Annotated in this window: 26 protein-coding genes and 1 pseudogene; 10 read left to right on the top strand and 17 right to left on the bottom strand. The window is 56.5% G+C overall.

The features are described 5' to 3' along the window. Positions 1–127 precede the first annotated feature (127 nt). Both gorA and INF58_RS00750 read right to left on the bottom strand, forming a co-directional pair. Positions 128–1,480, bottom strand: a complete 1,353-nt coding sequence (gorA, locus tag INF58_RS00755; protein ID WP_193526796.1) for a glutathione-disulfide reductase — start codon at positions 1,478–1,480, stop codon at positions 128–130. A 71-nt stretch (positions 1,481–1,551) separates the two neighbouring features. Beyond that, on the bottom strand, positions 1,552–2,394 hold the full coding sequence (locus tag INF58_RS00750) for a 23S rRNA (adenine(2030)-N(6))-methyltransferase RlmJ (protein ID WP_006808562.1): 843 nt from the start codon (positions 2,392–2,394) through the stop codon (positions 1,552–1,554). 206 nt (positions 2,395–2,600) lie between these two features. Here INF58_RS00750 and prlC point away from each other — a divergent pair, with 206 nt between their 5' ends. Both prlC and rsmJ read left to right on the top strand, forming a co-directional pair. After that, a complete protein-coding gene (gene prlC / locus INF58_RS00745; RefSeq protein WP_193526795.1) occupies positions 2,601–4,643 on the top strand; it encodes an oligopeptidase A in 2,043 nt (680 codons plus the stop codon). Positions 4,644–4,650: 7 nt separating this feature from the next. Continuing rightward, a complete protein-coding gene (rsmJ, locus tag INF58_RS00740) occupies positions 4,651–5,403 on the top strand; it encodes a 16S rRNA (guanine(1516)-N(2))-methyltransferase RsmJ (protein ID WP_131637051.1) in 753 nt (250 codons plus the stop codon). A 60-nt stretch (positions 5,404–5,463) separates the two neighbouring features. Here rsmJ and uspA read toward each other — a convergent pair whose 3' ends face one another. After that, complete coding sequence (uspA, locus tag INF58_RS00735) at positions 5,464–5,901, bottom strand: universal stress protein UspA (protein ID WP_003861223.1); 438 nt, start codon at positions 5,899–5,901, stop codon at positions 5,464–5,466. A 282-nt stretch (positions 5,902–6,183) separates the two neighbouring features. On the opposite strand from uspA, the gene uspB reads away from it, so the two are divergent. Then, complete coding sequence (gene uspB, locus INF58_RS00730) at positions 6,184–6,519, top strand: universal stress protein UspB (protein WP_003861224.1); 336 nt, start codon at positions 6,184–6,186, stop codon at positions 6,517–6,519. 43 nt (positions 6,520–6,562) lie between these two features. Here the strand turns inward: uspB and INF58_RS00725 are convergent, their stop codons facing one another. The 3 genes from INF58_RS00725 to pitA form a co-directional block, all read right to left on the bottom strand. Continuing rightward, positions 6,563–6,970, bottom strand: coding sequence for a hypothetical protein (locus INF58_RS00725; protein ID WP_193526794.1), 408 nt, complete (start codon positions 6,968–6,970; stop codon positions 6,563–6,565). Then, positions 6,948–7,337, bottom strand: coding sequence for a polymorphic toxin type 44 domain-containing protein (locus INF58_RS00720; RefSeq protein WP_207388506.1), 390 nt, complete (start codon positions 7,335–7,337; stop codon positions 6,948–6,950). Before INF58_RS00720 ends, INF58_RS00725 begins: the two co-directional genes overlap by 23 nt. Positions 7,338–7,508: 171 nt before the next feature. After that, entirely contained in the window at positions 7,509–9,008 is a 1,500-nt protein-coding gene (gene pitA, locus INF58_RS00715; protein ID WP_063450006.1) for an inorganic phosphate transporter PitA, read from the bottom strand. 228 nt (positions 9,009–9,236) lie between these two features. On the opposite strand from pitA, the gene INF58_RS00710 reads away from it, so the two are divergent. Beyond that, positions 9,237–10,433: an NAD(P)/FAD-dependent oxidoreductase gene (locus INF58_RS00710; protein WP_131637049.1), complete on the top strand. Its 1,197-nt coding sequence runs from the start codon at positions 9,237–9,239 to the stop codon at positions 10,431–10,433. Between the two features lie 30 nt (positions 10,434–10,463). Here INF58_RS00710 and INF58_RS00705 read toward each other — a convergent pair whose 3' ends face one another. Next, on the bottom strand, positions 10,464–11,411 hold the full coding sequence (locus INF58_RS00705) for a hydroxyacid dehydrogenase (RefSeq protein WP_193526793.1): 948 nt from the start codon (positions 11,409–11,411) through the stop codon (positions 10,464–10,466). Then, the gene (locus INF58_RS00700; RefSeq protein WP_193526792.1) at positions 11,411–12,103 is read right to left on the bottom strand and encodes an RraA family protein; all 693 of its coding nucleotides are present in this window, start codon (positions 12,101–12,103) and stop codon (positions 11,411–11,413) included. Before INF58_RS00700 ends, INF58_RS00705 begins: the two co-directional genes overlap by 1 nt. Before the next feature lie 169 nt (positions 12,104–12,272). On the opposite strand from INF58_RS00700, the gene INF58_RS00695 reads away from it, so the two are divergent. Beyond that, entirely contained in the window at positions 12,273–13,010 is a 738-nt protein-coding gene (locus INF58_RS00695) for an IclR family transcriptional regulator (protein WP_107534145.1), read from the top strand. Positions 13,011–13,045: 35 nt separating this feature from the next. Here the strand turns inward: INF58_RS00695 and INF58_RS00690 are convergent, their stop codons facing one another. Beyond that, complete coding sequence (locus tag INF58_RS00690) at positions 13,046–14,380, bottom strand: MFS transporter (protein ID WP_193526791.1); 1,335 nt, start codon at positions 14,378–14,380, stop codon at positions 13,046–13,048. Between the two features lie 328 nt (positions 14,381–14,708). Between INF58_RS00690 and INF58_RS00685 the strand changes: the two genes are divergently transcribed. Further along, positions 14,709–15,734 (top strand): TerC/Alx family metal homeostasis membrane protein, encoded by a 1,026-nt coding sequence (locus INF58_RS00685; protein WP_023298822.1) that lies wholly within the window; start codon positions 14,709–14,711, stop codon positions 15,732–15,734. A gap of 83 nt (positions 15,735–15,817) precedes the next feature. Here the strand turns inward: INF58_RS00685 and INF58_RS00680 are convergent, their stop codons facing one another. The 3 genes from INF58_RS00680 to INF58_RS00670 form a co-directional block, all read right to left on the bottom strand. Beyond that, complete coding sequence (locus INF58_RS00680; protein ID WP_074177577.1) at positions 15,818–16,477, bottom strand: HAD family hydrolase; 660 nt, start codon at positions 16,475–16,477, stop codon at positions 15,818–15,820. 106 nt (positions 16,478–16,583) lie between these two features. Further along, complete coding sequence (locus INF58_RS00675; RefSeq protein ID WP_063450000.1) at positions 16,584–17,378, bottom strand: SDR family NAD(P)-dependent oxidoreductase; 795 nt, start codon at positions 17,376–17,378, stop codon at positions 16,584–16,586. A 32-nt stretch (positions 17,379–17,410) separates the two neighbouring features. Next, a complete protein-coding gene (locus INF58_RS00670; RefSeq protein ID WP_193526790.1) occupies positions 17,411–18,292 on the bottom strand; it encodes a LysR family transcriptional regulator in 882 nt (293 codons plus the stop codon). Positions 18,293–18,391: 99 nt separating this feature from the next. Here INF58_RS00670 and INF58_RS00665 point away from each other — a divergent pair, with 99 nt between their 5' ends. Further along, a complete protein-coding gene (locus tag INF58_RS00665; RefSeq protein ID WP_063449998.1) occupies positions 18,392–18,898 on the top strand; it encodes a phenolic acid decarboxylase in 507 nt (168 codons plus the stop codon). 60 nt (positions 18,899–18,958) lie between these two features. On the opposite strand, the gene acpT is transcribed toward INF58_RS00665, so the two are convergent. From acpT to INF58_RS00640, 5 genes and pseudogenes are all read right to left on the bottom strand, one after another. Then, positions 18,959–19,552 (bottom strand): 4'-phosphopantetheinyl transferase AcpT, encoded by a 594-nt coding sequence (gene acpT / locus INF58_RS00660; RefSeq protein ID WP_193526789.1) that lies wholly within the window; start codon positions 19,550–19,552, stop codon positions 18,959–18,961. A 2-nt stretch (positions 19,553–19,554) separates the two neighbouring features. Next, positions 19,555–19,686, bottom strand: a pseudogene (locus tag INF58_RS00655) (beta-ketoacyl-ACP synthase); the annotation flags it as partial. Next, positions 19,687–20,736 (bottom strand): AI-2E family transporter, encoded by a 1,050-nt coding sequence (locus INF58_RS00650; RefSeq protein ID WP_063865361.1) that lies wholly within the window; start codon positions 20,734–20,736, stop codon positions 19,687–19,689. It abuts the pseudogene before it with no gap. A gap of 136 nt (positions 20,737–20,872) precedes the next feature. Further along, positions 20,873–21,430 (bottom strand): DcrB family lipoprotein, encoded by a 558-nt coding sequence (locus INF58_RS00645; protein WP_063865362.1) that lies wholly within the window; start codon positions 21,428–21,430, stop codon positions 20,873–20,875. 72 nt (positions 21,431–21,502) lie between these two features. Next, positions 21,503–22,168 (bottom strand): 7-cyano-7-deazaguanine/7-aminomethyl-7-deazaguanine transporter, encoded by a 666-nt coding sequence (locus INF58_RS00640; RefSeq protein WP_193526788.1) that lies wholly within the window; start codon positions 22,166–22,168, stop codon positions 21,503–21,505. Between the two features lie 169 nt (positions 22,169–22,337). On the opposite strand from INF58_RS00640, the gene tusA reads away from it, so the two are divergent. From tusA to INF58_RS00625, 3 genes are all read left to right on the top strand, one after another. Beyond that, entirely contained in the window at positions 22,338–22,580 is a 243-nt protein-coding gene (gene tusA / locus INF58_RS00635; RefSeq protein WP_023307136.1) for a sulfurtransferase TusA, read from the top strand. A gap of 233 nt (positions 22,581–22,813) precedes the next feature. Then, positions 22,814–23,785: a TRAP transporter substrate-binding protein gene (locus INF58_RS00630; RefSeq protein ID WP_063865363.1), complete on the top strand. Its 972-nt coding sequence runs from the start codon at positions 22,814–22,816 to the stop codon at positions 23,783–23,785. Between the two features lie 12 nt (positions 23,786–23,797). Beyond that, a complete protein-coding gene (locus INF58_RS00625) occupies positions 23,798–24,307 on the top strand; it encodes a TRAP transporter small permease (RefSeq protein ID WP_063865364.1) in 510 nt (169 codons plus the stop codon). Positions 24,308–24,316: the final 9 nt, after the last annotated feature.

Here is a 24,316-nt window from a genome sequence, read left to right as displayed (position 1 = left end):
AAGCGTAGACATTCGCTTCGGTAGATGTGGGGGGATATGTGCGGTAGATCACTATTTTCGGAGCATTCGTTTTGCAACGATTTGTGAATGTTAATGAAAAATGCCCCTCCGGGGAGGGGCATCAGGCTTAACGCATGGTCACAAATTCTTCTGCCGCCGTCGGGTGGATCGCGACGGTGTTATCGAAGTCTTTCTTGGTGGCGCCCATCTTCAGCGCCACCGCGAAGCCTTGCAGGATCTCGTCCATGCCGAAGCCAATGCCGTGAATACCGACGATCTTCTCGTCCGGGCCCACGCAGACCAGCTTCATGCGGCACGGCTGACGGTGCGAGGTGACTGCGGTATACATTGCGGTAAACGCCGATTTGTACACTTTCACCTGGTCATCGCCGTACTGCTCGCGCGCCTGCGGCTCGGTTAAGCCGACGGTGCCGATGGGCGGGTGGCTGAATACCACGGTCGGGATGTTGCTGTAATCCAGGTGCTCGTCCGGCTTGTTGTTAAACAGGCGCTCGGAGAGGCGACGGCCCGCGGCAACGGCAACCGGCGTCAGTTCGACGGCACCGGTGTTATCCCCGACGGCATAAATGCCCGGTACGCTGGTGTTCTGGAACTTATCAACGACGATATACCCTTTTTCATTGGTTTTCACGCCAGTTGCGGCCAGGTTGAAGTTGTCGGTTTCCGGTTCACGACCAATCGCCCAGATCAGGCAGTCAACGGTCTGGCTGCGGCCATCTTCCAGCTCCAGCGTCAGGCTGCCGTCTGCATTTTTAACGACCGCTTTTGGCACGGCGTTGGTGTGCAGCGTTGGGCCTTCGGCATTCATCACCTCAACCAGCGTCTCGACGATCAGCTGGTCGAAGCTGCGCAGCGGCGCGTGTTTACGCACGAACAGGTGCGCCTCTGCGCCCAGGCCGTTAATCACGCCAGCCAGCTCAACCGCGATGTAACCTGCGCCCACAATGGCCACGCGCTCAGGCAGAGCTGGCAGCTCGAAGAACCCGTCGGAGTCGATACCGTATTCCGCGCCCGGAATGTTCGGGTGGCTCGGACGGCCGCCGGTGGCGATCAGGATGTGATCGGCAGTGATCGTCTCGCCGTTCACTTCGATCGTTTTCGCATCCACGAAACGGGCGAAGCCGCGGATCACGTCAACGTTATTCTTGCCCAGCACGTTGTCGTACGAGGTATGAATACGGTCGATGTAGGCGGTACGGCTGGCGATCAGCTTGTCCCAGTCGAAGTGGTTGATGGTGGTGTCAAAACCGTAGTCCGGGCCATACATATGAATAGCTTCACGGATTTGCGCGGCATGCCACATCACTTTCTTCGGTACACAACCGACGTTCACGCAGGTGCCGCCGAGCGCTTTGGCTTCAATCAGCGCACACTTCTGGCCGTACATGGCCGCACGGTTAATGGAGGCGATGCCGCCGCTGCCGCCGCCGATTGCGATGTAGTCATAATGCCTGGTCATAGTTTTTGTCCTTAATCGTGAATTGCCGCGATTGTATACCTGAAATCAATAGTTTCCACCGATGGCTGCAATTACTCCGGCACGATCCAGCTTACGGTGGCGTGTCCTGTTCCGGCAGGCACCAGCGTTTTGTGCAGCCACGGCAGCACATTGTTCATCTGTGCTTCCAGCTTCCACGGCGGGTTAATCACAATCATGCCGGAAGCGGTCATGCCGCGCTGGTCGCTGTCGGGGCGTACCGCCAGCTCAATTTGCAGGATTTTACGAATGCCGGTCGCTTCCAGATCCTTAATCATGCGTTTGATCTGCGCGCGCAGCACCACCGGATACCACAGGGCATAGGTTCCGGTCGCAAAGCGTTTATAACCTTCGTTGATGCCGGTCACCACCGCCTGATAGTCGGTTTTGATTTCGTACGGCGGGTCGATCAGCACCAGACCGCGACGGGAAACCGGCGGCAGCTTGGCTTTCAGCTGCTGGTAACCGTCGGCTTTGTCCACGCGGGCGCGGTTATCTTTCTGAAACTCAGAGCGCAGCAGCGGGAAATCGCTCGGGTGCAGTTCGGTCAGCTGGAGGCTGTCCTGCTCGCGCAGCAGCTGGCGGGCAATCAGCGGAGAGCCCGGGTAGTAACGCAGCTGGCCGTTGCGGTTAAAGTGATTCACCACGCCGATGTACGGCTCCAGCTCGGCAGGCAGATCGTCCTGCTGCCAGATACGCGCAATCCCTTCCAGATATTCACCGGTACGCTCGGCATGCTCGCCGCTCAGCTGATAACGGCCCGCGCCCGCGTGGGTGTCCAGATAGAGAAACGGTTTATCCTTCTCTTTGAGCGATTCGATGATCAGGCTCTGAACGGTGTGTTTAAGGACGTCGGCATGGTTGCCAGCGTGAAAGCTGTGGCGATAACTGAGCATGGGTAATGATATTCCGCTGAAGTGACGATTTGCCACAGTTTACAGCAGAACGACAAAGATTACCCGCAGGCCCGGTAAGCGCAGCGCCACCGGGCTCTTTTCGACAACGTCCGGCATTGAAATCCTCTACACTTAACCCCATTACTGAACAATATGCACAGCGCCGGATGCGCGCTTCATTCATCTATTTCAACAGGACAGCGTTTATGACCAATCCATTACTGACGCCTTTTTCGTTGCCACCGTTTTCTAAAATCCTCCCTGAGCATGTGGTTCCAGCCGTTACCCAGTCGCTGGACAACTGCCGCGCGGCGGTAGAAAGCGTGGTTGCGCAGGGCGCGCCGTACACCTGGGAGAATCTGTGTCAGCCGCTGGCCGAAGTGGACGACGTGCTGGGGCGTATCTTCTCCCCGGTGAGCCACCTGAACTCGGTGAAAAACAGCCCGGAACTGCGTGAAGCCTACGAACAAACCCTGCCGCTGCTCTCTGAGTACAGCACCTGGGTCGGCCAGCACGAAGGGCTGTACAAAGCCTACCGCGACCTGCGCGACGGCGACCATTATGCCGAACTGAACACGGCGCAGAAAAAATCGGTTGATAACGCCCTGCGTGACTTTGAGCTGTCCGGTATCGGTCTGCCAAAAGAGAAGCAGGTTCGCTACGGCGAAATCGCCGCGCGCCTGTCTGAGCTTGGCAACCAGTACAGCAACAACGTCCTCGACGCCACCATGGGCTGGACGAAGCTGATTACCGACGAAGCCGAGCTGGCGGGTATGCCGGAAAGCGCGCTGGCGGCGGCGAAAGCCCAGGCCGAAGCGAAAGAGCAGGAAGGCTTCCTGTTAACGCTGGATATCCCGAGCTATCTGCCGGTGATGACCTACTGCGACAACCAGGCCCTGCGTGAAGAGATGTACCGCGCCTACAGCACCCGCGCCTCCGATCAGGGGCCGAATGCGGGTAAATGGGATAACAGCCCGGTGATGGCGGAGATCCTCGCCCTGCGCCACGAGCTGGCACAGCTGCTGGGCTTCGACAGCTACGCGGATAAATCCCTCGCCACCAAAATGGCCGAGAACCCGCAGCAGGTGCTCGACTTCCTGACCGATCTGGCGAAACGCGCCCGTCCTCAGGGGGAGAAAGAGCTGGCCCAGCTGCGCGCCTTTGCGAAAGCCGAATTTGGCGTGGACGAGCTTCAGCCGTGGGATATCGCGTACTACAGCGAAAAACAGAAGCAGCACCTCTACAGCATCAGCGACGAACAGCTGCGTCCGTACTTCCCGGAAAACAAAGCCGTCAACGGTCTGTTTGAAGTGGTGAAACGCATTTACGGCATTACCGCTAAAGAGCGTACCGATATCGACGTCTGGCATCCGGACGTGCGCTTCTTTGAGCTGTATGACGAGAAAAATGAGCTGCGCGGCAGCTTCTATCTGGATCTTTACGCGCGTGAAAACAAACGCGGCGGGGCGTGGATGGACGACTGCGTGGGCCAGATGCGTAAAGCGGATGGTTCCCTGCAAAAACCGGTCGCCTATCTGACCTGTAACTTCAACCGTCCGGTAAGCGGCAAACCGGCGCTGTTCACCCACGATGAAGTGATCACCCTGTTCCACGAGTTCGGTCACGGCCTGCACCACATGCTGACCCGCATCGAAACCGCCGGCGTCGCCGGTATCAGCGGGGTGCCATGGGATGCGGTCGAGCTGCCAAGCCAGTTTATGGAAAACTGGTGCTGGGAGCCGGACGCGCTGGCGTTTATCTCCGGCCACTATGAGACCGGCGAACCGCTGCCTAAAGAGTTGCTGGATAAAATGCTGGCGGCGAAAAACTACCAGGCGGCGATGTTTATTCTGCGTCAGCTGGAGTTCGGCCTGTTCGATTTCCGCCTGCACGCCGAGTTCAACCCGGAGCAGGGGGCGAAAATCCTCGAAACGCTGGCCGAGATTAAAAAGCAGGTCGCCGTTATTCCAGGCCCAACCTGGGGACGCTTCCCGCACGCGTTCAGCCATATCTTCGCGGGCGGCTACGCGGCGGGCTACTACAGCTACCTGTGGGCCGACGTGCTGGCGGCGGACGCCTTCTCTCGCTTCGAAGAAGAGGGGATTTTCAACCGCGAAACCGGTCAGTCGTTCCTCGATAACATCCTGACGCGCGGGGGTTCAGAAGAGCCTATGGAGCTGTTCAAACGCTTCCGTGGCCGCGAGCCGCAGCTGGATGCGATGCTGGAGCATTACGGAATCAAAGGCTGATTGCTACGTGAAGATCTGCTTAGTGGATGAAACGGGCGCCGGGAACGGCGCCTTATCTGTTCTGGCGGCCCGCTGGGGGCTGGAACATGATGAAAACAACCTGATGGCGCTGGTGATGACGCCGGAACATCTGGAGCTTCGCAAGCGCGACGAGCCGAAGCTCGGCGGGATTTTTGTCGATTTTGTCGGCGGCGCGATGGCGCACCGGCGTAAGTTCGGCGGCGGTCGCGGCGAAGCGGTGGCCAAAGCGGTCGGCATTAAGGGAAGCTATCTGCCTGACGTGGTGGATGCCACGGCGGGGCTGGGGCGCGATGCGTTTGTGCTGGCGTCGGTGGGCTGCCGGGTGCGGATGCTGGAGCGTAATCCGGTTGTCGCCGCGCTGCTCGACGACGGGCTGACGCGAGGCTATGCGGACCCGGAAATCGGCCCGTGGTTGCAGGAACGTTTGCAGCTGATCCACGCGTCAAGCCTGACGGCGCTGACGGATATCACTCCGCGCCCGCAGGTGGTCTACCTCGACCCGATGTTCCCGCACAAGCAGAAAAGCGCGCTGGTGAAGAAAGAGATGCGGGTGTTTCAGTCGCTGGTGGGGCCGGATCTGGATGCAGATGGCCTGCTGGAGCCTGCTCGTCAGCTCGCGACGAAGCGGGTGGTGGTGAAGCGTCCGGACTACGCGCCGCCGCTGGCGGACGTTGCCACGACCAACGCGGTGACCACCAAAGGGCACCGGTTTGATATTTATGCGGGGACGCCGGAATAAAAAAAGCCGGGTGGCGGCTTCGCCTTACCCGGCCTACATTCAGTGCCGCTTTTTTTGCACTTACTCGTCTTCTTCGTCACGCAGTGGAACAATCAGCATATCCACGTGAACGGTATTAATCAGCTGGCGCGCTGAGGACATCAGCTTGCTCCAGAAGTCCTGGTGATGTCCGCAGACCACCAGATCCATATCGTATTTCTTAATCGCATCAACCAACACCTGACCCAGATCGCCGCTACCGCTCAGGGTTTCAGTGATCGGATAGCCCGCGTTGGTAGAGAGCTCGCTCAGCGCGTGGTGAGTCTCTTCGGAGATGCGTTTCTGCATATCGCCGAGATTCACGTCGATCAGACCGGTGTAGAGGTCGGAGTAATTCACATCAACGTGAATCAGCGAAACTTTCGCGTTGTAGGGACGTGCCATGGATACTGCTTTGTCGACCAGCACTTTACTCTCCGGGGAGAGGTCTACCGCGATAAGAATGTGTTTGTAAGCCATAGTGTTACTCCTTCCTTAAGTTATCGATGACTAAATGGGAAAGCGTCGTCTGATGCTTTCATTACGACCCAGTTAAACATATTTTTCAAGCTTTGGTGTTGATAACGATTAACCTTGTGGCAAAAAAATTAACGGATCTCCTACACTATTTAATGAGCCGTTCGGATATTAAAACGCGAACCGGATCGACTTTTAGTCATTCTTTCACTGAACTGTCTGTCAGGGCATTGGGGTGCGGTAGCTCAGGAGCCTTGCTTCATGGGCGGACGCCGGGGAGGATGTATGATTAGCACCGTCGCATTGTTTTGGGCGTTATGCGTAGTTTGCATAGTGAATATGGCGCGCTACTTCTCATCGTTACGTGCGCTGTTAGTGGTACTTCGTGGTTGCGATCCGCTGCTTTATCAGTACGTGGACGGTGGAGGGTTCTTCACCTCGCATGGACAGCCCAGCAAACAGATGCGTCTGGTGGGGTACATCTATTACCAGCGCTACCGCGATCACCACGATGAAGAGTTTATCCGTCGCTGCGAGCGCCTGCGTCGTCAGTTCATTTTGACCAGCGCCCTGTGTGGCTTGGTTGTGGTGAGTATGATTGCACTGATGATTTGGCACTGAGCATGATGAAGGCGAGGCCAGCCTCGCCTTCTTACCATTCGATTTAGGGGGGAGCCGTGAATCGGAGGTCAGAGATCGTGTCCAGAATTGATATCACTTTTCCACTGTAAGAAATGCTCACAGCCCCGTTTTTGACCAGGCTGGCATTTGTAATCGTGCCAGTACCCTCAATGACGGGAGATTTCGTGGAGAGTTGCCTGAGAATGTCGGCGTTTTTCCCTTCTAGCTTATTCGAGAGATAGTATCGATAAATGGTCGGTACGGTTGCGCCACCGCCATGATTCACCGTCATGTACAGCCAGACGCTATCTGAAACGTGATAAACGCGCTGCAACTCGTCGTAACGACGGGAGTCGGGCTGATGATTTAGCCAGGCAAAACCGACAACCACGAAGAGCAGTACAAGCGTGACGAGCCGATGGAGCCAGCTAATAACCATTCTGAATGGCATAATCTATTCCTTCTCTGATATTGCGCTGATCCGTCGGGTCATCACCGTAAGGCGGTTTATCGTACCATTTACCCCATTTGGCTTTTGAGGTCCCTGCGCGACTCTGAGCCCAACCCGCGCCCATGAGGAGGATCTTCGCAGGAATCCCAGCCGCGGTCCCTGCGGAACCGAAGTTAAAATTGCCAAATGCTGCGAAATACGGATCGAACTTTTTATAATCCCATGGGCCGCCATTTCGGACTTTTTGATAGAACCAGTAATATGTATAGGCTGTGGCCATATTGCGTGACATTCCATTTTGGCGCGCTTCACGCATGTTGTTAGCTATTACAATTGAACCTGGGCCAGGCGTTGGAACGGAAGCCATACATTCTCCAGTAGGCGTTATTCATCCTGCCCGGCATGATAGTTTCTCGCAAACAGATTATCTGAGCAAAAAGTGTTCAGATTTTCCCAATGAAATTAGTAATTAATCAGAAATTGCACATAAAAAAAGCGGGCCAGTTTCCTGACCCGCTTTTTTGTCGCCTTCAGCCGGTTAAATCAGCTTCAGCGAAATCCAGTACAGACCGCCGGACAGTAGGATGGACGCCGGGAGGGTGAACACCCAGGCCATCAGAATGTTGGTCACGGTTTTACGCTGTAAACCGCCGCCGTCAACAATCATGGTACCTGCCACGGACGAAGAGAGTACGTGGGTGGTTGATACTGGCATACCGGTGTAGCTCGCCAGACCGATAGACACCGCCGCCGTCATCTGCGCGGACATACCCTGTGCATAGGTCATGCCTTTCTTACCGATCTTCTCGCCGATGGTGGTTGCCACACGACGCCAGCCAATCATCGTACCGATACCCAGCGCCAGCGCGACCGCCATGATGATCCAGATTGGCGCGTACTCAATGGTGTTGAGCATATCGCCTTTCAGTTTCTTCAGCAGACGTTTGTCGTCGGCAGTCACCTCTGGCAGCTTCGCGACTTTATCGGTCACGTCGGAGATGCAGAGCATGATGCGACGCAGCTGACCACGCTGTTCAACAGCCAGTTTGTCGTAGCTTTCGATATCGGCCAGCATGCCTTTCGCACGTTCCAGCGCGTTAATCGCGTTTGCCGGGTGGCAATGGAACTCGCCCGGTGCAGTCAGTGCGCCAGAGTCAGGAGAAGGGATCAGCTGGTCTACGCCGGTCGCTTTCTTCAGCAGCTGAGGATGCTGCTGGAAGTACGTTTCAACGTTGTTTACCGCATCACGGGTACGGGTGATCTCGTAGCCAGAGGCGTTCATGTTAACCACGAAGCCCGCCGGTGCGACGCCAATCAGAACCAGCATCACCAGACCAATGCCTTTCTGACCATCGTTCGCGCCATGAGAGAAGGCCACGCCGATAGCGGAAACGATCAGTGCGATACGCGTCCAGAACGGCGGCTTTTTCTTGCCGTCTTTCTTTTCACGCTCTGCTGGCGTCAGGTGGATACGCGCACGTTTCTTCGTGTTGCTCCAGTAGCGACGCAGGATGAAAATCAAGCCACCCGCCACCACCAGACCGACGATAGGAGAGATGATCAGAGAGCCGAAAATGCCCAGTACTTTAGGCAGGTTCAGCGCATCAACAACCGAGGTACCGGTCATCAGGGCGTTGGTTAACCCAATACCGATAATCGCGCCGATAAGGGTGTGAGAGCTGGATGCAGGCAGGCCAAAATACCAGGTACCGAGGTTCCAGATAATGGCAGCAAGCAGCATTGAGAACACCATGGCCAGGCCATGACCGGAACTCACGTTAAGAAGCAGATCCGTTGGCAGCATATGCACAATGGCATACGCAACGCTCAGTCCGCCCAGGAGGACACCAAAAAAGTTAAATACCGCCGCCATAACGACCGCAAGCTGCGATCGCATTGCGCGAGTGTAGATAACCGTTGCAACTGCGTTTGCAGTGTCGTGGAAGCCGTTGATCGCTTCGTAAAACAGCACAAAAACCAGAGCAAGCAATAATAAAAGCCCGGTATGTAAATCCAGGCCGGCAAACAAATGTAGCATAGGACGTTACGCCATTTTGAGGACATGAACGCGGCGCATTATCCAGGACAAATGCGCAACGGGCAAAGTGAAATATAGACTTTTTTTGACATACCACCTGATTTGAGAAATGTGCCTGAAAGGATAATCTTTAAATATCAATGAAATGGCTTTGTAATATCTTTTTACGCTGGTGCGACCACTGAGGAAACTTTACAATCCGCGGCAGTTAACGAAGAGGATTTTGACGTGGAAAGGTTTGATGCCGTAGTAATTGGCGCCGGTGCGGCGGGTATGTTTTGTGCGGCAATGGCCGGACAAGCGGGTCGTCGCGTGCTGCTGCTGGATAACGGAAAAAAGCCTGGCCGCAAGATCCTGATGTCCGGCGGCGGGCGCTGCAACTTTACCAATCTCTATGTCGAACCGGCGGCCTATCTGAGCCAGAACCGTCATTTTTGTAAATCTGCGCTGGCGCGCTACACCCAGTGGGATTTTATCGAACTGGTGGGTAAACACGGTATCGCGTGGCATGAGAAGACGCTGGGACAGCTGTTCTGCGATGACTCCGCCCAGCAAATCGTTGATATGCTGGTGGCCGAGTGCGAGAAAGGCGGCGTGGTCATGCGCCTGCGGACGGAAGTGCTCGAGGTCGCCCGCGACGAGCAGGGCTACACGCTGCAACTCAACGGTGAAACCGTCAGCGCCGACAATCTGGTGATCGCCAGCGGCGGCCTTTCAATGCCGGGTCTTGGCGCTTCACCGTTCGGCTACAAAATCGCCGAGCAGTTTGGCCTGAAGGTGCTGCCCACCCGCGCCGGGCTGGTACCGTTCACGCTGCATAAGCCGCTGCTGGAACAGCTTCAGACGCTCTCTGGCGTGTCTGTGCCGTCGGTTATTACGGCCGAAGACGGCACGGTATTCCGCGAAAACCTGCTCTTTACCCATCGCGGCCTTTCGGGGCCGGCGGTGTTGCAGATCTCCAGCTACTGGCAGCCGGGAGAGTTTGTCTCCGTGAACCTGGTACCGGACTGCGATCTGGACGCGTTCCTGAACGAACAGCGCGCTGCGCACCCGAATCAAAGCCTGAAAAATACCCTGGCAATGCAGCTGCCGAAGCGTCTGGTGGAATGTTTGCAGGCGCTGGGGCAGATCCCGGACGTATCGCTTAAGCAGCTGAACAGCCGCGAGCAGGAAACGCTGGTGGAGACGCTGACGAACTGGCGCGTACAGCCAAACGGCACCGAGGGCTACCGCACGGCGGAAGTGACGCTGGGCGGCGTGGATACAAACGAACTCTCATCCCGCACGATGGAGGCCCGCAACGTGCCGGGTCTCTATTTCATTGGCGAAGTGATGGACGTGACCGGCTGGCTCGGCGGGTATAACTTCCAGTGGGCGTGGGCCAGTGCCTGGGCATGCGCGCAGGCACTCGCTGAGGATAAGTGACAAGCGGGCGCTGTCATTTATCAATGCGCTTCACGGGCTGACGGTGGCATCGTCAGCCACGCGCACAACGTCCAGAATATTGCTGGCGGCCACGGTTCCCATCCTGATGTATGACGCCTCGCTGACGCCGCCAATATGCGGCGAGATGATGACGTTATCGACGGTCTGCCACCTGTGCGGGGCGGTCAGAGGCTCGCTGGTAAAGCTGTCGAGTGCCGCGCTGTGCAAGGTTCCATCCTTGAGCGCCCTGAGCAAGCCGTCATCGTTAATCAATCCGCCGCGCGCCGTGTTCACCAGAATAGCGTTCGGCTTACAGTGGGCGAGCGTGTCTGCGTTAATCATTCCTCTGTTGTCGTCAGTGAGCGGGCAATGCAGGGAGATAACATCGGCACGGGAAAGCAGGTCGGCTAAGGTGTTTGCCCGATCACAGCCTGAAGGCATCGTTTTAGCGTAAGGATCGTACGCCACAACCTGCATGCCGAATGCCAGCCCCACGTTCGCCACCCGCGAGCCAATCGCCCCCAGGCCGATAAGCCCCAGCGTCATGCCTTCCAGCTCGATCGATTTGTGCGTGGCTTTATCCCAGTGCCCGTCGCGCAGGCGCTTATCAAGGGCAACCACGGATTTGGCACAGGCAAGAATTAATGCCCAGGTATGTTCCGCAACCGCTGCCGCATTGGCACCGGGGGCGGAACGTACGGCGATATTACGCGCCGCTGCCGCTGGCTGGTCTATCACGTCAATGCCGCTTCCGTGTTTTGATATAACCTGTAATGCGGGGGCAGCATCCATAATCCGTGCGGTTATCCTGCCGTAACGCACCAGGATGGCCACAGGATTGTGCCGCTCGCACAGCGTAACCAGCTCATTTTCTGTGGGCTGACGTCCTGCATACACCACGTCAAAGTCTCGGAGCATGTTTACAGCCTGGTCTGCCAGGTCGCATCCGGTAACCAGTACAACGCGTTTGCCTGTCATTACAGCGTCTCCCCGTCAGATAACATGCCCGCCTTGCGCAGCGCGTCGTTAAGCCAGTGTGGACGCAAATCGCCCTCACGAATAGCGGCAAGACGTCGGGTCTCTGTTTCGAGTTTTCCTTTGGCCATGGCGATAACGGCCTGTACTTCATCACGCGGGATCGCCACCACGCCGTCGATATCCGCAACAATCAGATCCCCGGCCCGGACCGTCGCGCCAGCGATAGAGATGGGGTGATTAACCCGGCCAGGAATGGATTTTGTCGGGCCACAGGGGTTTAGACCGGCGGCGAAGACGGGGTAATGCCCTTTACTCAGGGTATCGGCATCACGTACCGCTCCGTCAATGATGATGCCCGCGATCCCACTTGCCTGGGCCTGAGTCGCCATAATCTCGCCGAGCAGCGCACAGGTCAGGTCGCCTTTGCCGTCAATAACCAGCACATCGCCAGGCTGGGCGACGGCCATTGCGGCATGGATGGCCAGATTATCTCCCGGGCGCACCTCCACGGTGACAGCCGGGCCCGCAACGGCCATCTGAGGTGCGAGCGGTTTGATACGACCATGGAGCGTACCGCGGCGGCCGGCAACATCCGCGAGGATAGCGGCCTGATACTCAGCGGCCTGGCGAACCTCTTCGGTCGACACGCGTTCGAACTGACGGTTAATAAATGGTTTTTCTGAAACGGACATGAATGCCTCCATATTGTTTTACTGTGTACAATGCAGGTGTACAATACAAAACAACTATAGCGGTGTAGCTTTCCCTTTAGCCAGATCTGCAACGGCGTTTGTGATGTAAACACGAAGTGACTCACAAAAATTGAGGTACACTCACTGCCGAGCAGAAAAGGAGATGATGATGGGTAATGAAGGCGTTGTGGCGGTCGAAAAAGCGCTGGCTTTACTGGATTGCTTCCGTCCCGGCGATGAGAGCCTGACGCTGACCGCGCTGGCGCAGCTATCGGGTTATCACAAAACCACGGTTTACCGGTTAATGAATTCGCTTGAACGAATGAACTATGTCGTCAGGCACGATGACGGCAATTACGCGCTTGGCCCACGTCTGCTTTACCTCGGTAAGCTTTATGAGCAATCTTTTCATCTTTCCCGGGTGGTGCAGCCTGAGCTTCAGGCGTTATCTCAGGCCTCTCAGGAGAGCGCCAGCTGGTATGTGTTAGAAGGCGGGCAACGTTTGTGCCTGTTCCGTGCGGAAGCCTCCCACGGGCTACGCCACAGTAATCTGCCGGGTACTCAGTTTCCGCTGGACGATTCTGCCATCAGTAAAGTGCTTCGCCACTGGGGCCTTAATGATGCGCTACCAGAGGGGGAGCCCGCTGTTCCGCTCTATACCGCAGGTGCCCGAGACCCGCATACCGCGGCGTTTGCGATGCCCGTCTTCGGCGTCAATGACAAGCTGATTGCGGCGCTGGCGCTGACCGGGCCCATCTCCAGACTGACTGAAGATCGCCGTGAACAGGGGATCAGCCAGCTGATGCACGCCACCGCCAGTCGCCTGTCGCAGAAAATGGGGGCGAGTAAGGCTTTCTGCCAGCAGTTTTATGGGGAAACGCAAGACGCTGCGGAAGAGAGCCTCTGAGCATAAAGCGGGACGGGCGTCCCGCTGTTTTATGTCTAATGGGTGACCTGCTTTTCATGCAGATGCGCATTGCGGGCCTGGCGTCCCATCACCAACACTGCGACACCCCCCGCGACGCACAGCGCAGCCAGAGGAAGCATGGCCAGCGTGTGGCTACCCGTCCGCTCGTTAATGATGCCGTAAGCGTTGACCATCACCGCGCCGCCGATAAGGTTAGCGATGGCGCCAATCGCGGCCAGCCCCGCAGCAGCCGACGTGCTGCTCATCCAGCCTGACGCCAGCGCCCAGAACGGCCCCTTCATTGAATACGCGCCTATCAGCATGATGCTCAAAATAATAAGGGTGGCAGAAAGAGAGACGCTGACAAATGCGGCAACTACGCCTGCGGCAATCATGAATAGCGTCAGCGCGGTATGCCAGCGGCGTTCGTTGGTTCGGTCAGAACTCCGTCCCCAGACAATCATCAGTACGGATGCCAGGCCGTAAGGAATGGCGTTGAGCAGACCCGTCTCCAGATTATCAAGGTGGAACGATTTCAGCAGCTGCGGTGACCAGACGCTGATGGTGGTGCCTGCTGAGGACGCGCCTGCGTAAATCAGCGCCAGCAGCCAGATTTGACGATGCCGGAGCAGCTGCCACGTTGTCTGGTGGCCAATATTTTTTTGCTGCTGACGCTCGCTTTCAAGCGTTGTTTCCAGCCATTTTTTCTGCTCCGTGTTAAGCCAGTTAGCCTGGTGCGGGCGATCGCGAAGAACAAACCAGGCGGCAATACCCAGCAGAACCGCGGGTAAGCCTTCAATGATAAACAGCAGATGCCAGCCGCGCAGACCTAACCAGCCGTCCAGTGACAGAATCAACCCCGACAGCGGCGAGCCGATAAAATTGGCCAGCGGGATCGCGACCATAAAGGACGCGATAATTCGCGCACGGTAGCGGGCAGGGATCCACCAGGTCAAAAAAAGTACGACACCGGGGAAAAAGCCCGCTTCAGCGGCTCCCAGCAGAAAACGCACGATATAAAGCGACGTGGTGTTTTGTACCAGTGCCATGCACATGGATACCACCCCCCAGCTGATCATAATGCGGGGGATCCACAGACGTGCGCCCACCTTCTGCATCGCCAGATTGCTTGGAACTTCAAACAGAAAATACGCCACGAAATAGAGACTGCTGGCGAAGCCAAACGCCGCTTTGCTGAGGCCGAGATCCTCATTCATCTGTAGCGAAGCCATGCCAATATTGCCGCGATCGATAATAGAGACCAGGTAACTGACTATCAGAAACGGGAGAATACGCCAGATCACCTTGCGCATAGTCTTTCGTTCTATGTCCTCAGTGGCGGCAACGCCATTACGAATATGTTCTGTCATGAGTTCCTCGCAGGGTCTGTTCTTGGTTTTATCAGGTACAACTCGGTTTTATTAAACAAAACCACTATAGCGTCGGCGCGTTCTTTTTATCCAGTTAATGGAAGGTATAAATGATGTAAATAAGACGTGACTCACAGATAACGCGCTCTGCTAAATGCGCCTAAACGACAGATGCGCCACCCTACGTTGTGAGGTAAAGTACACACCTTGCGCAGCCACAGAGCTGCGGTTTAGTGGGGTATATGCGGATAACACGTTCCCCCATTCTCACTTCTGGTCTACGCCAGCCTGCATGGTGTTGTGTTTTGTCTTCTTAAAAGGGTTGTCTATGTCTGCTGCTCATCTCGGTTTCCCGACGGAAACCGTTGTTGTCTTTGTGGTGATGGCCGTTGGGGCGATGTTTATCGACCTCTTCATGCACCGTCACGATAAACCTATCTCGCTGAAAAGCGCGGCTATGTGGTCCATCTTCTGGGTCATGATGGCCATGGCGTTTGCCGGCTTCTTATACGTGCACCACGGCGCAGAGATGGCGAGTCTGTTCCTTACCGGCTATGCGCTGGAAGAGGTGCTCTCCGTCGACAATCTGTTCGTGATGATGGCGATCTTCGCCTGGTTCGGCGTGCCGGATAAGTATCGCCACCGCGTGCTCTACTGGGGCGTGCTGGGGGCGATTGTTTTCCGCGGGATTTTTGTGGCCATCGGCACCAGCCTCCTGAGCCTCGGGCCGTACGTTGAGGTCATTTTTGCGCTGGTCGTCGGCTGGACGGCGGTGATGATGCTGAAACGCAATGAAGAGAGTGATGAAGTCGAAGATTACTCGAACCATCTGGCGTACCGCCTGGTAAAACGCTTCTATCCGGTCTGGCCAAAAATCAGCAGCCACGCGTTTATCCTGACCCAGAAAGAGGTGGATGCCGAGCTGGAGAAGCCAGAAAACAAGGATGTGATGGTAGGCCGCGTGAAGAAGGCGAAGCGCTACGCGACGCCGCTGCTGCTCTGCGTGGCGGTGGTAGAGCTGTCCGACGTGATGTTCGCGTTCGACTCTGTTCCCGCCATCATTGCCGTCAGCCGCGAGCCGCTGATTATCTACAGCGCAATGATGTTCGCGATCCTCGGCCTGCGTACCCTCTACTTCGTGTTGGAGGCGCTGAAGCAGTATCTGGTGCATCTGGAGAAAGCGGTCGTGCTGCTGCTGTTCTTCGTGGCGTTCAAGCTGGGGCTTAATGCGACCGACCACTTCTGGCATCACGGTTATAACATCGGTGCCACGGCAAGCCTGTTTGTGGTGCTGGGGGTACTGGCGCTGGGGATTATTGCGAGCGTGATGTTCCCGGGAAAACGTGAGGCCTGATGTACCGCCCGGTGGCGCTTCGCTTACCGGGCCTACGATTGGGTTGTAGGCCGGGTAAGGCGCAGCCGCCACCCGGCAAAAGGCTACCTTATTGGTGAATTCCGGCGCTTGCTCGGATGATGGAAATGGCGCCAGTGCGGATCCTGCGCCGCCGCCAGCAGCTCGTGGTCGCCACGGGTGTCGCCCCAGGCGCGCAGGTGATACGCGTTCAAATCCCCATACACCTTCTCCAGCCTCGCCACCTTCTGCGCACAACGGCAGTTATGGCCGGTGATCCGCCCGGTCAGCTTACCGTCCTTCACTTCCAGCTGCGTGCCAATCAGCTTAATGCCGAGCTTATCGGCCCACGGCTGCAATACCAGCGCCGGGGAGGCGGAGCAAATCGTCACTTCCGCACCAGAATTGACTTCGTTGGCAACGGCCATGACCCCTTCCGGGCGCATCAGCTTGCTCCAGTATTTTTCACAGAAGGCTTCCGCCTGCTGACGTAACCAGTGTTCATCCACGCCCGTCAGGAAGGTTTTGATCAGCACCTCTTTCAGCTCATCGCGCGTCAGCTTGCGGCGCACGCAGTGCAGCGTAGGCAGAGCCATGCGCACCAGCCGGCCAGCAAAGTAGCGCTTGCCAAAGGCAAAGCGCAGGAAAGGAATAAAGCTGTCGTGGTGCGTCAACGTACCATCAAAGTCAAAGACAGAGAGCACGCTGGACTTCGCCACGGCTTCGTCGGCAATCATATTGGTCATAAATACGTCTTAGCTGAAATACACATTCTGTTCACTAGTTTACCTGCTTTACCTTCGCAGTCCTTCTATCCGATCTCATTTTTTCTCGAACCTGTGGGCTGACGGGTCAAACGATGTCATCCACTACGCCACCGTCAACGCGCAGCGCCGCGCCGGAAGTCGCGGAGGCCTGCATCGAACAGACGTAAACTACCATGTTGGCCACTTCTTCCACCGTGGCGGCGCGCTGAATCACCGAGCTGGGGCGATTCTCCATCACGAACGCTTTCGCCAGCTGCTCCAGCGATTTGCCGGTTCTCTCGATCTCGTCTTTCATCATCGCGGCAAAGCCGTCCGACATCGTCGGGCCCGGCAGCACGCTGTTCACCGTGACGCCGCTGCCCGCCACAAACTTCGCCAGACCGCGCGCCAGCGAAAGCTGGGCTGTTTTCGTCACGCCATAGTGGATCATATCCGCCGGAATATTGCAGGCCGATTCTGACGAGATAAACACCACCCGACCCCAGCCTTTTTGCACCATGCCGGGCAGCAGGGCGCGTGAGAGGCGCACGCCGGACATCACGTTGGTTTGCCAGTAGCGTTCCCAGGTCTCGTCGTCGGTGGAATAAAAATCCTGCTGACCATAAATCCCGGCGTTATTCACCAGAATATCGACGTGCGTGGCAACCCTGAGCAGTTCGTCAACGCCCTCCTGCGAGCTCAGATCGGCGATGGCGGCACGGACCTGTACGCCAGGCACCACCTGCTGTAAGGCCTGAATGCCTTTGTTCACCGAGTCGATGCTGCGCCCGTTCACTATCACTTCCGCACCGCTCTCCGCCAGCCCGCGGGCGATGGCAAACCCTATACCGCCGGTGGACGCGGTCACCAGCGCCACTTTTCCCGTTAAGTCGATTTTCATCGTTCGCTCCTTGTCGTCTTCTGGTTCAAAACTTAAAGCGTAGCAGGTGACGATGGCGGCTCCTGCTTAAAAAGGCGCAACAACGTCTCAACCTGCTCGTCCAGCGGGCTGAGGGAGCGTTTGACGATGAGGTGCAGCGGCGTAGCGCGACGTACGCCGTGGCTGAGCGGCAGGGTTTTGAGGATGCCTTGCTGGAGCGGGGCCTGAATGCGTTCTTCCGGTAGCCAGCCGTATCCAACCTGATACATCACCGCTTCGATCGCGGCATCAATGGTTGAGAAGGTCCACGACTCCCCGGCGGGGCGAACGGTGGGCTGGCTGTCTGCGATCTGAATGCGCGGCCACGGGCGTAACGTCTCGTCATTAAGCGGTGTATCCAGCGCGAACAGCGGGTGCGCGTGATGCGCAACGGCAACAAAATCGATATTCATCAGCCATTCGCCCAGCCCGGTGACGTCCTGGCGGCGGGTTAAGACCATTACGTCGGCTTCATCATTGAGCGCATCCGCGCGGCTGTTTTCCAGCACCTCGGTAAGCCGCACCTGCGTTTGCGGATACCGCTGCTGAAACTGCCGCAAAATAGCGAACAGCCGGCTGCGCGGAAAAATACTGTCTACCATCAAATCAATACGGGTTCGCATCCCGCTGCGCAGGGTCGCAGCGCGGGTTTCAACATAGGCGAAGGCTTTCAGCAGCGGCTTCACCTGATTCAGCAATAGCTCACCCGCCGGGGTCAGCACGGCCCGCCTGCCTTCCGTCATTAAGAGCGCCACGCCAAGCCGTTCCTGCAACAGCGACAGGTTATAGCTAACCGAGGACTGGCTGCGGTGCGTCTCTTCTGCTGCTCTGGCAAAGCTACCAGCCTCGACTACTCTCTCCAGCAGGGCCCATTGTTCTAGCGTCGTCTTATGCATGATCAATCTAAATTTTGGATGAATTTGATTCAAACATAGCGTTATTCATTCATTTTTTGAAGGGGTACGATAGTTTCATCAAAACAAAGGAGACATCTTATGAACACCTTCGACAAACATGACTTAAGCGGCTTCGTCGGCAAACATCTGGTTTATACCTACGATAACGGCTGGAACTACGAAATTTACGTCAAAAACGAGAACACGCTCGACTACCGTATTCACAGCGGTCTGGTAGGTAATCGTTGGGTGAAAGATCAGCAGGCGTACATCGTCCGCGTCGGGGAGAGCATCTATAAAATTTCCTGGACCGAGCCAACCGGTACCGACGTCAGCCTGATTGTGAACCTGGGCGACAGCCTGTTCCACGGCACCATTTTCTTCCCGCGCTGGGTCATGAACAATCCGGAAAAAACTGTCTGCTTCCAGAACGATCACATTCCGCTGATGAACAGCTACCGTGATGCCGGTCCGGCCTATCCGACTGAAGTAATTGATGAATTTGCCACCATCACCTTCGTTCGCGACTGTGGTGCTAACGATGACACCGTGATTGCATGTGCGGCCAGCGAGCTGCCAGCAAACTTCCCTGAAAATTTGAAATAAGCTTCGCAACGCGTTAAATGCACATCGGCCATTTCGGAATTAACCGGAATGGCCGTTTTTTTATGCCGCAGAGGTACCGCAATAAGCGATTGATTCTGCCGTCAGGGTGAAGGGGGTAGGGGTACAGACCGCCAGGCTCAGCGAGCCGAAGCGTAGCTGGCTGACCGGAAGCGACTGGGCGGTGCTGTCAATGCTGACAATCTGCCACGCGCTGCCGCCACGCTGCTTGACGATGGCCTCTTTGCGCGTCCAGATGCGCCAGAAGGCGGAAAGCTGTTCTTCCGGCGCTTCACGCTCCAGCTCGGCATGTTCGGTAAGGCTGAAGACGGCATTCGCCAGCGCCTGCCAGTTCGCACGCGGCCGAATCGCTTCAATATCGCAGCCAACTTCACCTTCATCGCTCAGCAGCAGGGCAATGTCGTCCCCGCTGTGGCTCAGGTTAAACCACAGCGGATGACCGTTAGCGAAGGCCGGTTTTCCCTGCTCGCCGTAGATTATCTCGGGAAGCGGAGAAGAGGATAAGGTTCTGGCGAGCAGGGTCCGGCCTGCAAGCCAGGAAGCGTGTCGCGCACCCTGAGGTGCCATGTCTGCGAGCGTTGACGCCAGCGGGTCCGCGCTAAGGGTGGAGATCTTTCCCAGTACAAACTGGTACATAGTTACGCCCAGCGTTTAATGATTATCGAGGTATTGATGCCGCCAAAGGCAAAGTTATTGCTCTGTATAAATTCGCAATCTATCGGGCGGGCTTCCCCCATAATATAATCTAAAGCGCCACATTGCTCATCCGGTTATCCCGGCAAACGGCTTTTTGGCCGACCCGGCCCCAGCAGAATGGCGAGTTTACTGCCTCCTTTGGTGGTTTCCATCCAGATTTTACAGACGCTGGTGAGCGGTACGGAGAGCAACATGCCCACCGGTCCCAGGAGCCATCCCCAGATCAGTAATGATAAAAACACCACCATCGTCGACATGCCCAGGCGGTGGCCCATCATGCGCGGTTCGAGAATATTGCCCAGTACCATATGCACGACGAGGAACAGCGCCCCCACCAGCATGCACTCATAAAAACCGTTAAACAGGAACGCCTGGATCATCGGCGGGACGGCAGAAAGCACCGCGCCGATATTGGGCACGTAGTTCAGTAAAAACGCCAGCACGCCCCACATCAGCGCGAACTGCACGTCCAGCAGTACCAGCCCCAGCCAGACAATCACGCCGGTCCACAGGCTAAGCAGGGTTTTCAGCGCCAGATATTTGGACACGCCCTTCAGCGCGCGGTGCAAGCCGGCAATGTGGATCTGCGGATTGTTCAGGGCAAAACGCAGCTTGTACGGCACGTGGCGCACTTCGAACAGCATAAACACCACCGTCATCACCAGCAGCAGAATGCTGGCCATCGCCCCGGAAAGCCCGGTCATTAACGTGGTGGCGTAGGTCATGACCTTCTCGGAATCCATCCGGCGCAGCATTCGCTCCGGTGAAATATGCAGATTAACGAACGGCATCATTCGCTGGAGATCGACCAGCTTGCGCGTCAGCTCTTTATTGTACTGCGGCAGCATAGTGGAAAATTCACTCAGCGAGGCGGCGAGCACGCCGAACAGCGCCGTCAGCACAATCAGCATTACGATAACCACAATGGTGATGGCGACCGGGCGGCTGATGCCCCGGCGTAAAAACCATGTCACCAGCGGGTTGAGGACGATGGCGAAAAACAGCGCCAGCAGAAGCTGAACAATGATATCCGCCGCCGCGTGGATACCCGCAAGGATAACCACCAGGCAGGCGAGTTTGAGTAAAATATGAAGTCCGGCTTTATCGGGCGGGCTGGCAGTCATAAGAATTCCTTTTTCCGGGGGGCTCGTTAATTGTAGTGCGCCGGAAGTGCTTCGTCTGGAGCGTTAGTCTGAAAGTCGTGGCAAAAAAAATGGCCCCCGGCGCAAGCGACGGAGGCCACGGTATCCCGGTGAACGATTACTGGATCACGAGAGTGTTAATGATGTTTTCAGCGGCGCTCTGCGCTTTCTGCTGATTGTCTGCCGGCAGGGTGATCTGCATGGTCAGCAGTTTATTATCCACCTTGCCGAGCACCACGGAGGAGTACGCGGTCTGGCCTTTGGCGGAGATGATGCTGTCCAGCTGTTGCAGCGTGTGGCCTTTCAATTCAATCGACTTGTTGGTGACCACCTGAAGCTGCGGGTCGCGGCTGCGCTGCTGGTCTTCCAGACGTTTGGCCAGCACGCCCAGATCTTCGCTGGTATCGTCACCGACAATCACAATGACCGCTTTTTGGCCGGTGGCATCGGAATAGACGTGCATGTTGTTCGCCTGGGTGCCCAGCTTACCGCTCTGATCGGTCATATCCGCGGGCAGAGAGAAACTGAGTTTGCCATCCATCAGGCTCACCGGCTGACCGGTGGCGTTGCTTTCTGCTGACGCGCCCTGAGCAGGCGTTTTGGTGTCGCTGTTATCACAGGCTGCAAGGCCAACAACCAGCAGGCCAATCCCGACATATTTAACCAGATTGCGCATTGACTTCTTCCTTTCGATAAACGGCCATAGCGGCTCATTCGTTCATCTTATCACAACTGATAAAGCGAACCCTTAACCTGCCTGTAATGCGGCGATTTCAGATTTATCTGCCAGCCTTTTCAGCAGCATATTCAACAGCACGCCGTACATCGGCAGGAAGAAAACCAGGCTGATAAGCACCTTAAAGGCGTAGTCCACGAGGGCGATTTCCATCCAGTGTTCTGCCATGAAGGCGTCCGGGCTGCGCCAGAAGGCAATGAAGAAGAAGGCCAGCGTATCGCTCACGTTACCGAACAGCGTCGACGCCGTCGGTGCCATCCACCAGCGATGGTTCTGACGCAGGCGGTTAAAGACGTGAACATCGAGGATCTGCCCCAGGGCATAGGCCATAAAGCTGGCGGCGGCAATACGCGCGACGAACAGGTTAAAATGCGTCAGCGCTTCAACGCCCTGCCAGCTACCCGTATAAAACAGGGAGGAGATGGCGTAGGAGACGAACAGCGCCGGGATCATCACCGCAAAAATAATCCGCCGCGCCAGCGGTGCGCCAAAAATACGCACGGTTAAATCGGTCGCGAGGAAAATAAACGGAAAACTGAATGCGCCCCAGGTGGTATGGAAACCAAAAATGGAGATAGGGAGCTGTACCAGATAGTTACTGGAGATGATCACCAGCAGATGAAATAGCGAAAGCCAGAACAACGCTTTGACGCGCTGCGATTGTGTAAAGGAGTTCATATTGTACCTTTTTGATTAATATTTGGGGTGAGGGAACCCAATAAAGCCGCCGCATGATACTGCTTTGACCGCACTTTGCAATGGCTAATTTTCACGCAATCGTTAACCTGGTTTGCATTGACGATAGCGGGGCGTAAACTACAGCCGTTTTTACCTGAACGAGAAGAAAATGACCGATCTGTTTTCCAGCCCAGACCACACGCTTGACGCCCAGGGCCTCCGTTGCCCGGAGCCGGTAATGATGGTGCGTAAAACCGTACGTAACATGCAGAGCGGCGAAACGCTGCTGATCGTCGCTGACGATCCGGCCACCACCCGCGATATCCCCGGCTTTTGTACCTTTATGGAACACGAGCTGGTGGCGCAGCAAACGGAAACCCTGCCGTACCGGTATGTGATTCGTAAGGGGTAAGTGCGGCCTGATGCCCGGCGGCGCTTCGCTTGCACGGGCCTACGGGTGTAGTAGGTCGGGTAAGGCGCAGCCGCCACCCGACAAGTACCCATCACAATTTCGAACCATCGTTTCAAAATTTCGCGCTTTTGTGAGGCGCTTCACCCTCCCTTTTCCAGCCGTAGTCTAATTTTTAAACGTCAAAAACTAAAACACCGTTTTAACGCTTATCTCACTACCCTGGAGTTGACTGAATGAAAACGACCCTCAAGCCGTTACTGGCCGCTCTGTGCCTGTCTGCTTTTGCCTGCACCGTTTCCGCGCAAACCATTAAAGCCGCCGATGTGCATCCTGAAGGCTACCCGAACGTGGTGGCGGTTCAGCAGATGGGTGAAAAACTCAAACAACAAACCGACGGCAAGCTGGAGATTAAGGTCTTTCCCGGCGGCGTGCTGGGGGATGAAAAGCAGATGATTGAGCAGGCGCAGATGGGGGCGATTGATATGATCCGCGTCTCCATGGCGCCGGTTGCCGCCATCCTGCCGGATATCGAAGTGTTTACGCTGCCCTACGTGTTCCGCGATGAGGACCACATGCACAAGGTGATCGACGGGGATATCGGCAAGCAGATCGGCGACAAGCTCACCGCCAACCCGAAATCGCGCCTGGTGTTCCTCGGCTGGATGGACTCCGGCACCCGCAACCTGATCACCAAAGAGCCGATCGTTAAGCCGGACGATCTGAAAGGGAAGAAAATCCGCGTGCAGGGTAGCCCGGTGGCGCTGGCCACGCTGAAAGCGATGGGGGCAAACGCAATCGCGATGGGCGTCAGTGAGGTTTACAGCGGCATGCAGACCGGGGTGATTGACGGTGCGGAGAACAACCCGCCAACCTTTGTCGCCCACAACTACATGCCGGTTGCGAAAAACTACACGCTGAGCGGCCACTTCATCACCCCGGAAATGCTGCTCTACTCCAAAGTGAAATGGGACAAACTGAGCGCTGACGAGCAGCAGAAGATCCTGACCCTGGCCCGTGAAGCGCAGTTAGAGCAGCGCAAGCTGTGGAATGCCTATAACGACCAGGCGCTGGCGAAAATGAAGGCCGGCGGCGTGCAGTTCCACGATATTGATAAAACGGTGTTTATCAAGGCGACAGAGCCGGTGCGCGCGCAGTATGGCGACAAGCATCAGGATCTGATGAAAGCCATCGCCGACGTTCAGTGATCCGGAGTACGTATGTCCGAACTCTACCTGAAGTGGATGGACCGTCTGTACCTGCTCGCCATGGCGGTGGCGGGTGTCTCGCTGCTGGTGATGACGATTGTCATCCCCATCGGCATCTTCTCACGCTATGTGCTCAACCGCGGCGAATCCTGGCCGGAGCCCGTCGCCATTATCTGCATGGTGACGTTTACCTTTATCGGCGCGGCGGTGAGCTACCGCGCCGGATCGCATATTGCGGTCAACATGCTCACCGACCGTCTGCCCGTATCGCTGCAAAGGCTGTGCGCGCGGACGGTGGACCTGCTGATGCTGCTGATCTCTGGCCTGATGTGCTGGTACAGCTACTGGCTGTGCGTCGAGCTGTGGGAGCAGCCGGTGGCGGAGTTTCCGCTCCTGACCTCCGGCGAGAGCTATCTGCCGCTGCCTGTCGGATCGGCGATTTTGATCCTGTTTGTGCTTGAACGCCTGCTGTTTGGCTCGCAGGAAAACCGTCCGGTCGTGCTGATCGGCAACCACAGTTAAGGGGTGAAC

Source organism: Enterobacter cloacae complex sp. P24RS, assembly GCF_014982165.1.
Taxonomy (GTDB): domain Bacteria; phylum Pseudomonadota; class Gammaproteobacteria; order Enterobacterales; family Enterobacteriaceae; genus Enterobacter; species Enterobacter quasihormaechei.
The sequence above is the reverse complement of the archived record's forward strand: the minus strand, read 5'-3'. Positions and strand labels throughout refer to the sequence as shown.